This window comes from Luteimicrobium xylanilyticum (assembly GCF_009429125.1).
Taxonomy (GTDB): domain Bacteria; phylum Actinomycetota; class Actinomycetes; order Actinomycetales; family Cellulomonadaceae; genus Luteimicrobium; species Luteimicrobium xylanilyticum.
This window is the reverse complement of sequence record NZ_CP045529.1, coordinates 3,113,409-3,127,063: the sequence shown is the minus strand read 5'-3', so window position 1 is coordinate 3,127,063 and position 13,655 is coordinate 3,113,409. Positions and strand designations below refer to the sequence as shown.

At 70.7% G+C, this 13,655-nt stretch carries 11 protein-coding genes; 8 read left to right on the top strand and 3 right to left on the bottom strand.

The genetic code is table 11. The features are described from left to right. Positions 1 to 16 precede the first annotated feature (16 nt). Together KDY119_RS13845 and KDY119_RS13840 are read left to right on the top strand one after the other, a co-directional pair. Positions 17 to 982, top strand: coding sequence for a glycosyltransferase (locus tag KDY119_RS13845; RefSeq protein WP_153022442.1), 966 nt, complete (start codon positions 17 to 19; stop codon positions 980 to 982). Then, positions 979 to 1,932, top strand: coding sequence for a glycosyltransferase family 2 protein (locus KDY119_RS13840; protein ID WP_083890616.1), 954 nt, complete (start codon positions 979 to 981; stop codon positions 1,930 to 1,932). The genes KDY119_RS13845 and KDY119_RS13840 overlap by 4 nt, the downstream gene beginning before the upstream one ends. A 7-nt stretch (positions 1,933 to 1,939) precedes the next feature. On the opposite strand, the gene KDY119_RS13835 is transcribed toward KDY119_RS13840, so the two are convergent. Then, positions 1,940 to 3,226, bottom strand: a complete 1,287-nt coding sequence (locus KDY119_RS13835; protein WP_051136233.1) for a hypothetical protein — start codon at positions 3,224 to 3,226, stop codon at positions 1,940 to 1,942. 113 nt (positions 3,227 to 3,339) lie between these two features. Then, on the bottom strand, positions 3,340 to 3,594 hold the full coding sequence (locus tag KDY119_RS13830) for a PqqD family protein (RefSeq protein ID WP_036947019.1): 255 nt from the start codon (positions 3,592 to 3,594) through the stop codon (positions 3,340 to 3,342). A 198-nt stretch (positions 3,595 to 3,792) separates the two neighbouring features. Here KDY119_RS13830 and KDY119_RS19445 point away from each other — a divergent pair, with 198 nt between their 5' ends. The 4 genes from KDY119_RS19445 to KDY119_RS13810 all read left to right on the top strand — a co-directional run bounded on the left by KDY119_RS19445 (position 3,793) and on the right by KDY119_RS13810 (position 6,599). Continuing rightward, the gene (locus KDY119_RS19445; RefSeq protein WP_148284012.1) at positions 3,793 to 3,918 is read left to right on the top strand and encodes a lasso RiPP family leader peptide-containing protein; all 126 of its coding nucleotides are present in this window, start codon (positions 3,793 to 3,795) and stop codon (positions 3,916 to 3,918) included. Between the two features lie 79 nt (positions 3,919 to 3,997). Beyond that, positions 3,998 to 5,185, top strand: a complete 1,188-nt coding sequence (locus KDY119_RS13820; RefSeq protein WP_322619649.1) for an asparagine synthase-related protein — start codon at positions 3,998 to 4,000, stop codon at positions 5,183 to 5,185. Beyond that, positions 5,182 to 5,640, top strand: a complete 459-nt coding sequence (locus KDY119_RS13815; RefSeq protein ID WP_051136231.1) for a lasso peptide biosynthesis B2 protein — start codon at positions 5,182 to 5,184, stop codon at positions 5,638 to 5,640. Before KDY119_RS13820 ends, KDY119_RS13815 begins: the two co-directional genes overlap by 4 nt. After that, positions 5,637 to 6,599, top strand: coding sequence for a phosphoenolpyruvate carboxykinase (ATP) (locus KDY119_RS13810; RefSeq protein WP_051136230.1), 963 nt, complete (start codon positions 5,637 to 5,639; stop codon positions 6,597 to 6,599). The genes KDY119_RS13815 and KDY119_RS13810 overlap by 4 nt, the downstream gene beginning before the upstream one ends. Here KDY119_RS13810 and KDY119_RS13805 read toward each other — a convergent pair. Continuing rightward, positions 6,575 to 8,431: an ABC transporter ATP-binding protein gene (locus KDY119_RS13805; RefSeq protein WP_051136229.1), complete on the bottom strand. Its 1,857-nt coding sequence runs from the start codon at positions 8,429 to 8,431 to the stop codon at positions 6,575 to 6,577. The genes KDY119_RS13810 and KDY119_RS13805 overlap by 25 nt on opposite strands. Before the next feature lie 172 nt (positions 8,432 to 8,603). Between KDY119_RS13805 and KDY119_RS13800 the strand changes: the two genes are divergently transcribed. Together KDY119_RS13800 and mfd are read left to right on the top strand one after the other, a co-directional pair. Beyond that, on the top strand, positions 8,604 to 9,773 hold the full coding sequence (locus KDY119_RS13800) for a nucleotidyltransferase family protein (protein ID WP_083890613.1): 1,170 nt from the start codon (positions 8,604 to 8,606) through the stop codon (positions 9,771 to 9,773). A gap of 149 nt (positions 9,774 to 9,922) precedes the next feature. Then, the gene (gene mfd, locus KDY119_RS13795) at positions 9,923 to 13,612 is read left to right on the top strand and encodes a transcription-repair coupling factor (protein WP_153022441.1); all 3,690 of its coding nucleotides are present in this window, start codon (positions 9,923 to 9,925) and stop codon (positions 13,610 to 13,612) included. Positions 13,613 to 13,655 lie beyond the last annotated feature (43 nt).

Below are 13,655 nucleotides of genomic sequence, written 5' to 3'. Positions count from 1 at the left end.
GAAGATCAGTGTGGTCATGACGACGTTCCAGGGCGCGCGGTACGTCACGCAGCAGCTCACGTCGATCCTCGACCAGGACCGGCCGCCGGAAGAGCTGATCGTCGCCGACGACGGGTCGACGGACGGCACCCCCGACATCGTCCGGGACCTGACACGGTCTGCGGGCTTGCCCGCCACCATCCTCGAGGCGAGCCGCAATCTCGGCCTTAGGCGCAACATGGATCGCGCGCTGCGCGCCGCGACCGGCGACGTGCTCGTCCTGAGCGACCAGGACGACCTCTGGAGGCATGACAAGCTCCGACACGTCGCGGCGGCGTTCGCCCGCCCGGAGGTGACGTTGTGGGCATCTAACGCGGAGCTCGTCGACGGTGATGGCGAAGACCTCGGGCGGCATCTCTGGGATGCGGTGAGGCTCACGCCGGCGAGCCGCGACGAGATCGAGAGTGGGCGGCTCAACCGGCGCCTGCTCGCTGGACAGACGCTGACGGGCGCCACCATGGCATTCAGAGCGTCCGTGCTTTCGGTCGCCCTGCCCCTTCCCGATGCGCTCGACGGCCCCGACCACCTCTTCCTCCACGACGGCTGGATCGCTGCGCTCGCAAGCGTCGTCGGACAGGTGATGCTCGACCCGGAGCCTCTGGTCCGGTATCGCCAGCACGCGGCGCAGGTCACCCAGATGTCACTGATGCCCGCGCTCGGTGAGCAGGCGACGGGGAGCACGCCGCCGCATGATGGCGCGCGGGAACGTGACCTCGAACGTCGACGCGTCGGGCTCCTGGCCGACCGGCTCACCGTGGCGGGGCGCGCTCAGGACGCACACCCGGGCGTGGACGAGCTCGCGAGGCTCGACAGGTTCCTCGCCGGACGGGCGGGGGTATCCGGCGTCGGGCGCCTCGCCTTCGCGGCACGGGCGACGCTGGATGGCAGCTACCGGCGGTACGCCAGGGGAGTCCTGTCGGCAGGGAAGGATCTATTCAGATGAGCAGGATCCGGACCGTGCTCTCGGACGTGCTGGACGTGCGCCAGCTGCGTGAATGGGTCAGCGCCTACCTCGTCCGGCGGGATCGTTCGTTGACGCGCCAGCTGCGTGTGTCGCGAGCGTTGACCGTGCGTGGACGCGTCGGCGGCGCCCCGGGACGCGCAGAGATCTGGGCGGTGGGCACCGTGCGGGACGAGGCGGACGTCGTAGCCGTCGTCGTACGGCATCTCCTGCGTCAGGGCGTGGACCGCGTCGTCGTCAGCGACCACGGGTCGGTGGACGGGACCCGCGAGATCCTAGACGCCCTGGCCCGTGAGGATCCCAGGATCGTCGTCGTCGATGACCGGGCGACGGGCCACTTCCAGATGGAGAAGATCACGGCGCTCGCGCACCTGGCGTGGCGGCACGGCGCCTCGTGGGTCGTCCCGTTCGACGCGGACGAGATCTGGTTCGCAGAGGGGACCAGGCTCGCCGATTTCCTTCGGTCCAGCCCGGACGCCGTCGTGAGCGCCCGGGTCCTCAACGCCGTCCCGCACGTGGACGGTGGCGCGCGGCTCCGCGAGGACGCGACGTTCGCTGTCGAGACTGCTTCATCGTTCGCCCCGAAGGTGGCGTTCCGTGCGCACCCGCTCGTCCTTGTCGGCCCCGGCAACCACGGGGTGAACCGTGCCGGTGCGCACAGCCACGGGCTCGTCGTCGTCCACGTCCCCTACCGCGGCGAGGCCCAGGTCGCGCGGAAGTTCAGGCAGGGGGCGCAGGCCATCGCGGCGACCGGTGATTCGTCCGACGTCGCGTGGCACTGGCGGGCCGGTGCGGCCATGTCGAGCGCGCAGATCGCCGCCGCATGGCAACGGATCGTCGCGGGCGACGCCGTTCCCGACGTGGGCTGGGCTGGGGGGACCTTCCGGCCGGACCAGGTGCTCCTTCGAGAGTGCTGGCCGAAGGACCGCTGACGCCGCCCTATCCGATCACCGCGTGGCATGGCACGCGCGCGCTCCACGGTGACGGTGTCTGCGGGGCGATCGGGATCGTGACGTCGCTTCCTGGCGGGAGCAGGCTGCACCGCTCGACGGCCTCCTCGATGCCAGGGCCCCACGCGGGACCCGGGGATCGAAGCTGCTGCGCGGGGACGAACGAGAGGACGGCCGCACCGGCCAGGACCGCACCCGCCGCACCGACAAGGAGGCGCGACCGTCTGCGACCTTCCTGGACGGCGACGGTGCCGGCGATGACAAGGGCACCGAGGAGAAGGAGTGACGGTGCGGCTGCGTGCCGGGTCGCGGGAGAGAGCCCGGCCGGGTCGAGAGACGAGAGCTCGGCGGTGCCGTTGGTCACCATCGCCGCCGACCAGCTCACGGCTCCCGCGGCGACGAGCGCGACGGTCGCGATCTTCTGGTCTCCGGTGCCCTTCCGTAGCACGATCACGAGCGCGGCGATCACGGGGACCACCGCGAGCACGGTGACCTTGAATCCGAGGTAGCCCACGAGCACCGGTATCGCGCGCCCGGTCCCGAGCCAGGGCGTCAGCAGCGCGTCCGAGAGGTAGCGCTCCACGGCCGACGGCACGTCGACGGCGGCACCACCGGAACGCGGGTGAAGTGCGGTCGCCACGAGCTGCGCACCGATGCCGACGAGGAGCGCAAGCTTCACGGGAAGGGTCCGAGGATCCCGCCACCGCACAAGGACGAGCGGGAAGAAGAGCGCCGTCTGGATCTCCGTGAGCGCGCCGAGAAGCATGGGCACCGCGAGCAGGAGCCCGCGTCCGAGCGTCGTTGGACGAGCGAGAAGCAGCCACGGCGTCAGCCACAGGAAGTACGTGTGGACGTTCGCCGCGTTCCCGAGGACCTCGATCGCGGTCACGGGCGTCAGCACGGTGACCGCTGCCAGGACGATGCGAGGTACTTGCGAGGGCAGCATGCTCGTGGCACAGACGTAGACGATCCCCGCGACCAGCCCGGTGATCAGGACGCAGCATGCCGTCACCGCATACGCCCAGCCGGCCGGAGGCACGGCTGCCGTGCTCAGCGCGAGCAGCAGGCGCGGGACCACGTGGAGGTAACCCTGGTAGGGGTCCCACGGCAGGGCATGGGCGCCGTCGGTGCCTACGGCGCCCTGAAGGAACAGGTTCCCGTCCTCGGCCCAGAACGTGCCACGGGACACCGTGGTGAGACGCAGCCAGCCGATGACGGTGCACACCGCCGCGATGGCGGCGGCAGCGACCCAACCGCGGCGCAGGAGCCGTGGCATGACCGCCGCCGTGAGGTCGGGGACGGGGCGTGGTGGCAGTGCGTGCGTGCCGGCGACCGCAGGGCTCGCGGAGAGCGCCCGACAGGATGAAGACGACGGGAGCCGCTTCGCGATCAAGACTCGAGCAGGTCGAGCTCGCTGAGCGCGGACAAGAAGGAATCCGTGTCGGCGCCGGCCTGAGCTTCGTCGATCTCGTACTCGGCTACGAGCGCCGACGCCAGCTCGTCGCGTGTGTGCTCCTCCTGAAGGAGCTTCGCAAGGAAGGCGCCAGTCTGGTTCGTCGTGAGGTAGCTCGAGCTGACGAGGTCCAGCAGGACGAGCTCGCCGTCGATCTCCTGCCAGGCGATGCGGTCGGAGTGGATTTTCATGGTGGCTCCCCGGGACGTCTGCGGGCCGTGTGTGGTCCTAGCGCGTGATCTTTCCAGGCCCGCAGGCGGACCTGCGAACCCGCGGGGGTGAAGCCCGGGGTGAACTTGCCGTCAAGCGCCCTGCCACACATTGACGGGCGGCTCGCGGCGCTGGGACGCTCTCCCTGTCCGCACGGCACTAGCAGGAAGGGGAACTCAATGTACGAGGCCCCGAAGATCACCAAGGTCGGCTCACTCCGCGACCTCACTCTCGGTGGAGAGATCACGGTCAGGGACCAGGACGACACCTGGACCTGGCACAGCTGGCCGACTGGCAGCCGCTGAGTGCTGCATCTGAGACGGCCAGGACGGCAACGTCCTGGCCGTCTCGCCATCTTCTACGGAAGGCGTAAATCGCGTGAAGATGGACGGTGCCGAGTCTTCGGCCGTGGCTTTCGCGCGTCTGACACCCGCCGAATCCATGGCAGGAGTAGCGGTGGGACGTGGTGCTAGACGGGTGGCGTCGCGCGGAGAGATCGGTACGCCCCGCGCCGTCCTTGAACGTCTTCTCGATCGTGCGACGGAGGGTCGCCGTACCTATGTGATGTTCTCGGGAGGCCGCGACTCGTCGTCGCTCCTCGCACTCGCTACCTCCTGCGCCCGACGCAGAGGCGACGACGACCCCATGCCCGTGACGCTGCGGCACCCTGGAGTGCTTGAGGCCGATGAGACCGCCTGGCAGGAGCTCGTCATCGATCACCTAGGGCTCCGAGACCACCTCGTGATCGAGGTCCGCGGCGAGCAGGAGCTGCTCGGCGAGCCGGCACGACGGGCGATGGGGCGGCGCGGGGCGGTGTGGCCGTCCGCCCTGCAGCTGCGCGACGTCGCGTATCGGCAGCTCGACGACGGCGTGGTAGTCACCGGAGAGGGCGGCGACCACGTACTCACGGCCCACCGCATCACAATGTTGCGCAACGTCCTGCACGACCGCCGGGTCCCGTCGTGGCACGAGCTGCGGCTCGCTGCGGCGACCTTCGAACCGCGGCGCCGGTACGTGAGACGCGTCGGCAGCCTGGCGAGCCGGCACTGGCTGCGAGGAGCGGCGCAGTCCGCGTACAGCCAGGCGGTCGGTGAGCTCGCCCGTAGCCCACTGTCGTGGGCGCGCGCGACCCTCCGCACGTTCGACCCGCGCGTGCAGAGCGTCATCCTGCACAACCACGAGGAGGGAATCCGCGAGTACGGCCTCGAGCCACTGACCCCGTTCGCCCACCCCGAGTTCCACGCCGCGCTGGCTCGTTCCGGCGGGTTCTGGGGCTACGAGGGCCGGACGCACGTGTTCCGCATGCTGTTCGGTGACCTGCTGCCGGATGCGATCCTGGCTCGACAGACGAAGGCGTCGTTCAACGGCGCGCGCTGGGGTGAGCTCGAGAAGGAGTTCGCCCGTTCCTGGACCGGGGACTGCTTCGATCCGGAGTGGGTCGACGCGGAGGCGCTCCGCCGGGAGTGGCTGTCCGACCGTCCGGGCCCCGGCAGCGACTATCTGATCCAGCTTGCGTGGGCCGCGTCGGAGGGCATCACAACGCCGTTGGCGGACGGGACGACCTTCCCGTGAGCGCGGGAACCGCGGTCCGACGGCTTGCGACGGCCGCACGGCTTCCGGCGCGTCAGAAGGTCGATGCGGTACAGCTCGTCATCGTCGCGACGACGGTCGAGCTGGGCCTTCGCCTGACGACGCTGCCACGGCTGGCGCGTCTGCTCCGTGTCCGGGTCGCGCTCGACGCCGCGCCCTCGACGGTCGTCGACGTCGACGGGCTCGCCCTCGACGAGCGTGAACGCGAGCGGCTCGACGTCGCCTGGCGGATCCTGCGCCGTCGTCCCTTCAACGGGACGTGCCTGCGGCGTGCCATGCTGGGGGGCTTCGTGCTGCGCCGTCGGGACCACGCCGTGCGGATCGGTGTCCGCAAGGCCAACGGAATCGTCGCGGCCCACGCGTGGCTCGAGCTCGACGGGGTGAGCCTGGACCCGGACGGGGTCCGGCAGTTCCACGTACTCGGAGGACGTTCATGACGGCGGCGGCGCGCGATCGGCAGCACCTGTACGGGCTGACGTTCGAGACCAACTTCCCGCTCTTTCAGTCCCGTCCGGCCGACGGCGTGCCCGCGGACGTGACCGTGACGCTCGCGGGTACCCGTGCGCGGCAAGACGACACGCCGGACGGCGAGCTCATGCTCGACTTCGCGCAGGGTGACGATCACTGGTACTCGCTCGTCCGGCGAGGCGACGGGTCGCTCGTCTTCCGGGTCTACACGCTGTGCGACTTCGAGATCTCCACGGATCTTCGCGACGTCACGATGCACCTGGTGGCCGGTGTCGACGACGGCATGGCCTCGATCATGGTCGTCGGGACGTTGGCGGCGCTCCTGCTGTACCTGCGCGGGAGCCTCGTCCTGCACGCGAGCGCCGTCGAGCTCGACGGTCAGGCGGTCGCGTTCACCGGTCATTCGGGGATGGGTAAGTCGACGTTGGCCGGGCTCGTGGCGGCGGCCGGCGCCCGGGTCGTCTCGGACGACGTCGTGCCGGTCCGGCTCGACGGTGGCGCCTGGATCCCCCCAGGGGCAACGGAGTTGCGTCTTCGGCCAGGGACCGAGCTCTTCGAGGACCGTCTGAGGGGCGTCGCGAGCGGTGCCCGGCGGAGCGCGGACTCCCGCGAGGTCGTCCGGTTCGACGGCGCGGGTGGGGACGATGTCCCGCTCGCCGGGATCTTCATCCCGTGGCCCAACCGGTCCGACCGGCTCGAGATGGAGCGACTGCCGCCGCAGCACGCGCTCGTCGCGCTGATGAGCTTCCCGCGTCTCATGGGTTGGCGGGACCCGGGCGTGCTCCGGATGATGTTCGAGCAGGCCGGTGAGCTCGTCCGGTCGGTTCCGGTGTTTCGCGCGCATGTGCCTTGGGGACCACCGTTCCGTGACGACATCGCGGACGCCGTTCGGGACGCGGCGGCTCAGGCGGCGGGGGCGTCGTTGTAGGCGGCCGCCTGCAGCCGGAACAGCTCGGCGTAGCGCCCGTCGAGCGCCATGAGTTCGTCGTGGCTGCCCTGTTCGACGAGTCGGCCGGCTTCGAGGACAAGGATCCGGTCGGCGGAACGCACGGTCGAGAAGCGGTGGGAGACGAACAGCGCGGTGCGTCCGTCCAGGACGGAACGGAGCGAGTCGAACAGTGCGTGCTCGGCGCGGGGGTCAAGGGCCGAAGTTGGCTCGTCGAGGATCACGAGCGGAGCGTCACGGTAGAACGCCCGGGCCAACGCCATGCGTTGCCACTGACCCCCGGAGAGGTCTTCGCCGCCGCGGAAGAGGCGCGAGAGCATGGTGTCGTAGCCCTGGGGGAGTCGTTCGATGAACCCGTCTGCTCCGGCCTGCACTGCCGCTCGCCGGACCTCCGGTTCGACGACCTTGCCGCCGCGCCCGACGGCGATGTTGTCCTCGGCCGAGAACGCGAAACGGACGAAGTCCTGGAAGATCAGGGCGACGTTGCGTCGCACGCTCGAGCGGTCCAGCTTCGTCGTCGGGGCGCCGTCCCAGGCCACGACGCCGGACCCCGGGTCGTACAGGCCGGCCACGATCTTGGCCAGGGTCGTCTTGCCCGATCCGTTCTCGCCAACGAGAGCGATCACCTCGCCTCGTCGCACCGTGAAGGTGACACCGTCCAGCGCGGGTCGCTCGCTCCCTGGGTAGCTGAAGCGGAGGTCTGTCACGTCGAGCCTCTGGAACGCGCGAGGGGCGGTGGCACCGCTCTCCTCGGCCACACTCTGGCGGCCGAGGAGCAGGAAGCGGTCGACGTCGTCGAGAAAGAGACCGGCTTCGAAGATCGACTGGACCGAGCCGAGGACGGTCTGGATCTGGCTTTGGAGCATCCGGATGGCCACGATCGCCGCGCCGGCCTGGGCGACGTTGACCTGGCCGTCGGCGATCAGAGCCGTCAGGACGAGTACCGTCCCCGCGAGGAGCACCGCGGAGAGGACGTTGCCCGTCACGTTGAACGCGAACCGGCGACGTAGGTGCCGGCCGAGGTCTGTCAGGTAGCCGGCATAGCGTTCGTCGAACCGGCGGGTGAGCGAGTCGCCGAGGTCGAACGCACGGATCTCCTTGGCCTGGTCGCGGCCCGTCAGGATGAAGCTCAGGTAGCTGCGTTCACGCACGACGTGCGTCTGGTCCACGTTGAACGCGAACTCGAGCCGGCTCTCCTTGCGGTTCGTGAGGACGAGCGGCACGCCACTCACCAGGAGCAGCGGGAGCAGGAGAGGGTGGATGCCGAGCAGCACGATCCCGACGCCGATGCTCGTCGCGACGCCGGAGACCGCGCCGAGCAGCGCCTGGGTCACCTGATACGGGCGGGTGACTGCGTTCATCTGGACGCGTTGCACCCGGTCGTAGAAGTCCGCGGACTCGAAGTGCCGTAGCGAGACCCCCGTCGACACGGCGAGCACGTCGCGCCAGGTCAGCTTCGACACCGCCTCACCGAGGTACCGCGTGATGCTGGCGCCGACCGAACCGGTGACGGCGGTCAGTGCTGTGAGCGCGGCGAATGCGATCACCGGGGTCGCCACGTCGCGGAACGACCCGCCGTCGTCGCCGAGCGCGATGATGCCGGACAGCAGTCGTTCGACGACGAGAACCTGCCCGGCTGCGGCAAGTGCCGACACCAGCTGCACGCCGACGAGGACGCAGAGGAGTCGTGGGTTCGCACGCCACACGAGCCGGACGCTCGACCGCACGAGGCGCCCGAGCCGCCCCATGGACTTCTTGCCGGACTTCGCCTCAAGGGCGAGATCGAGCAGATCGACGCGCGCGCTTCCGGTCACGTCACGCCTCCTGGTGATCGTCCGAGAGGGGCACGAGGCCCACGGGGACATCGTGCCATCCACGCTGCCTCCGGTGCCGCGGCCAGGGGGTGAAAGCGCGGGTCGCGGGGGTTTGGAAGGCTTCTGGGCGGCTACTCTCAGCGAGGTCGTGCCGTGACGAGGAGGAGCGCCTGTGGTCCGGAATCGCGTCGATGTGCTGCGGCCTCTCGCGAGGTTGCTCGTCGACGCTGCGCTCGACCGGAGCGATCGGGCCACGGTCAGCGCTACGACCACGTGCCCACCTGTGGACGTGGTGGGGGCGGGTTCCCACCACCGTGTACTTCCAGCGATACACAGGGTTGCCAGCCGTGTTCCCGATCTCGAGCTGCCCTGGCGCGCGGCGATTGCCTCGGCACGCCAGATTCAGCTCGTGCACCATCTCCGGGTTCTGCACGATCTCAAGCTCGCGGCTGCGGCGCTCGACGATGCGGGTGTTGGCTGGTGCGTCCTGAAGGGCCCGGCGCTAGCGCAGACGGTCTGGCCCGCGCCCGACATGCGTCAGTTCCAGGACCTGGACATTCTGGCCGACCCGCGGCGGGCGCAGGACGCGCTCGAGATCCTCCTGCAGGCCGGGTTCACGCTCGTCGATCGCAACTGGGTCGCCCTGGAGCGGAGCGCACGAGCGGAACTGGCGTTGCGAGGTCCGACAGGCACCGCGGTCGACCTGCACTGGAACGTCGTTGTCGCGTCAGGTGCGCGAAGGCAGTTCTCGATCGACGCTGTCGAAATGCTCGACCGGACGGTGCCGCGCGGGGTGGGCAACGGCGTGCAAGCGCGTGTTCTCGATCCTGTGGACACCGTCCATCACCTGCTCGTCCACGCAGGGCTCGATGGCGCCCACAAGCTGATGTGGTTGGCCGACATCCTGTACGCGACCCGCCAGGACGGCTTTTCGTGGGTCGCGCTCGACGCGCGGACCCGTGCGTCGCGAACCCATCTGCTCGCGACGGCGGTGCTGCGGCGAGTCCAGGGCGTCCTGGGGCTCGAGATCCCGGCACCGTGGGGAAGCGACGGACCGGGCGGCGACGCCTGGGTGCGTCTTGTGACGAGTCGCGACGCACGCATCCCGTTCCCAGGCCTGCCCGGCGATCCGCATCTCGGCGGCAGCCTCTATTCCGGGACGGCGCCGACGTGGTACGAGAGCGCGCTTGGCGGCGTGCGCGATCGGGCGCGATCCCGGCGTTATGGACGTCGCGGCGACGCGGAGGAGTTCGAGGTCTCCGTCCTCGATGAGGACGTTCCTGACCCGGATGCCCGTCGTCGCTACTTCGAGCGGGTCTTGGCGGACGCCTCCACGCCCTGAGGTGTCGGTGCCCCCGCGTAGGCTTGTCCCGTTCCCAGCCCGATCCGCGACCCACACACGTCCTTCGACGTCGTGAGTCACCAGGATCGGGCCGCTCGTGCTTGCCCGGACCTCCTCCTGCGCCCTGGCCTGACCTTCCAAGGAACCGCATGAACCTCACCGGACTCCTGCCCGCCGTCCTCGCCGATCCGACCGCTGCGTCCGTCGTCGAGCGCGCGCGCTCTCGGGGCGAGCTGGACGTCGTGGCGTCCGTGGGTGCCCGCCCGGCGCTGCTGGCGGCGGCGAGCGCCAAGCGCCCGCTGGTCGTGGTGACCGCGACCGGTCGCGAGGGCGACGAGCTCGCGACGGCGGTCCGCGCCTACCTCCCCGACGAGGACCATGACGCGGTCGCCGTCCTCCCGAGCTGGGAGACGCTGCCGCACGAGCGCCTGTCGCCCCGCGCGGACACGGTGGCCCGGCGCCTCGCGGTGTTCCGCCGCCTCGCGCACCCGTCGGCCACCGATTCGAACCCGACCGACGACGCCGGCGCCGCAATCCCGGGCAGCGGGCTCGCGTCGTCTGGCACGAGCCACACCGGCCCGATCCGGGTGCTGGTGGTCCCGGTCCGCGCCCTCCTCCAGCCGGTCGTGGAGGGGCTCGGCGAGCTCGCCCCGGTCGAGCTGCACACGGGCGACCAGGTCGACCTCGAGGACGTCGCCCAGCGCCTGTCCGACGCCGCGTACGCGCGCGTGGACATGGTCGAGCGGCGCGGCGAGTTCGCGGTCCGCGGCGGCATCCTCGACGTCTTCCCGCCGACCGAGGACCACCCGCTGCGCGTCGAGCTGTGGGGCGACGAGGTCGAGGAGATCCGCTGGTTCTCGGTCGCCGACCAGCGCAGCCTCGAGGTCGCCGAGCGCGGCGTGTGGGCGCCGCCGTGCCGCGAGCTCCTCCTCACCCCCGAGGTCCGCGCGCGGGCGCTCGGGCTGCAGGAGCAGCTTCCCGGCGCCGTCGACATGCTCGAGCGGATCGCCAACGGCATCGCCGTCGAGGGAATGGAGTCGCTCACCCCGGTCCTGGTGGACCGGATGGTCCCGGTGCTGTCGCTCGTGCCCGACGACGCGCTCCTGGTCGCGGTCGAGCCCGAGCGGGTGCGCCGTCGTGCGCACGACCTGGTGGCGACCACCGAGGAGTTCCTGGCCGCGGCGTGGACGGGCGCGGCGGGCGGCGGGAACACGCCGCTCGACCTGTCGGCGGCGTCGTTCCTGACCCTGGCGGACGCCCGCGACGAGTCGGCCCGCCGCGGGCTCGGCTGGTGGACGTTCTCGTCGTTCGGCCTCGGGACCGACGACCTGGCGGAGCTCACCGACGGCTCCGAGGACGGCGTGGAGACCCTGACGATCCCGGCGCGCGACGTCGAGCGCTACGCGGGGGACGTGGAGCGCGCCGTCGACGACGTCCGCGGCCTCCAGCACGCCGAGTGGCGGCTGGTCCTGACCACGGAGGGCCACGGCCCCGCCCAGCGCATGACGGAGCAGCTCCGCGCGTCGGACACCGCGGCCCGGCTGGTCCCGTCGCTGAGCGCGGCCGAGGCCGCCGAGGGGCCGGAGCCGGGCATCGTCCTCGTGACGGTCGCCCCCGGCGTCCCGGGCTTCGTGATGCCCGAGCTCAGGCTCGCGGTCTTCAGCGAGTCGGACCTCACGGGCCGTGCCGGGGCGGGCACCAAGGACATGCGCCGGATGCCGAGCCGGCGGCGCAACGTCGTCGACCCCCTGCAGCTGCGCGCGGGCGACTTCGTGGTGCACGAGCAGCACGGGGTCGGACGGTTCGTCGAGATGGTGCAGCGCACGCTGGGGACGGGCGCGAACGCGGCGACGCGCGAGTACCTGGTGCTCGAGTACGCGAGCTCGAAGCGCGGCCAGCCGGGGGACCGGCTGTTCGTCCCGATGGACCAGCTCGACCAGGTCACCAAGTACGTGGGCGGCGAGTCGCCGTCGCTGTCCAAGATGGGCGGCTCCGACTGGGCGAAGACCAAGAGCCGCGCCCGCAAGCACGTCAAGGAGATCGCGAGCGAGCTGATCCGTCTGTACTCGGCGCGCATGGCGACGGAGGGGCACGCGTTCGGCCCGGACACCCCGTGGCAGCGCGAGCTCGAGGACGCCTTCGCGTACATCGAGACGCCCGACCAGCTCTCCACGATCGACGAGGTCAAGGCCGACATGGAGAAGTCGGTCCCCATGGACCGGCTGGTGTGCGGCGACGTCGGCTACGGCAAGACGGAGATCGCGATCCGGGCGGCGTTCAAGGCGGTCCAGGACGGCAAGCAGGTCGCGGTCCTCGTCCCGACGACGCTGCTCGTCCAGCAGCACTTCGAGACCTTCTCCGAGCGGTACGCACAGTTCCCGGTGACGGTCCGTGCGCTGTCGCGGTTCCAGACGGAGAAGGAGTCGAACGAGACGATCGCGGGCCTCGCGGACGGGTCGGTCGACGTCGTGATCGGCACGCACCGCCTCATCACCGGCAACGTCCGGTTCAAGGACCTCGGGCTCGTCGTCATCGACGAGGAGCAGCGGTTCGGCGTCGAGCACAAGGAGACGCTCAAGGCGCTGCGCACGAACGTCGACGTCCTCGCGATGTCCGCGACCCCGATCCCGCGCACGCTCGAGATGGCCGTGACCGGCATCCGTGAGATGTCGACGCTCGCGACGCCGCCCGAGGAGCGGCACCCCGTCCTCACGTACGTGGGTGCATACGACGACAAGCAGATCACCGCGGCCGTCCGCCGCGAGCTGCTGCGCGAGGGCCAGGTCTTCTACGTCCACAACCGGGTCGAGTCGATCGACCGGGCGGCCGCGCGCATCCGCGAGCTCGTCCCGGAGGCGAGGGTCGACGTCGCGCACGGGAAGATGAGCGAGGGCCAGCTCGACCGGGTGATCAGGGCGTTCTGGGAGAAGGAGCTCGACGTCCTCGTCTGCACGACGATCATCGAGACCGGCCTCGACATCTCCAACGCCAACACCCTCATCCTCGAGCGGGCCGACCAGCTCGGCCTGTCCCAGCTCCACCAGCTCCGCGGGCGCGTCGGCCGCGGCCGTGAGCGCGCGTACTCGTACTTCCTGTACCCGCCGGAGCGGCCGCTCACCGAGACCGCGCACGACCGCCTCGCGACCATCGCCGCGCACACCGACCTCGGCGCCGGCATGCAGGTGGCGATGAAGGACCTCGAGATCCGCGGCGCCGGCAACCTGCTCGGCGGTGAGCAGTCGGGCCACATCGAGGGTGTCGGCTTCGACCTGTACGTGCGGATGGTCGGGGAGGCCGTGGCGTCGTTCCGCGGCGAGGGCGGCGGAGACGGATCGGCCGACGTCGCTGAGGTCACGGTCGAGCTGCCCGTCGACGCACACCTGCCCGTCGAGTACATCGCCCACGAGCGCCTCCGCCTCGAGGCGTACAAGAAGATCGCCGGCGCCCAGGACGACGCCGCGCTGGCCGAGATCCGCGCCGAGCTCGTCGACCGGTACGGCGCGCTGCCCGAGGTCGCGTCCGCGCTGTTCGACGTCGCCGCGTTCCGCAACGACGCCCGCCGCGCCGGGCTCACCGACGTCACCGCGCAGGGCAAGTTCGTGCGGTTCGCACCCGTCGAGCTCCCGGAGTCCGCGACCCTGCGGCTCAAGCGTCTCTACCCGGGCGCGATCCTCAAGCCCGCGGTGCGGACGATCCTCGTCCCGTTCCCGACGACGGCCCGCATCGGGGGCAAGCCGTTGCACGGCGTCGAGGTGCTCGCGTGGGCGAAGCAGCTCATCGACGCGGTCGTCGGGGGCGACGTCGCCGCGGCCGCTGCGGTGGGAACGGGAGCTCGCTGAACCTCGGGGTGAACTTCGCGCCGGGTGGCACCTGACGCGCCTC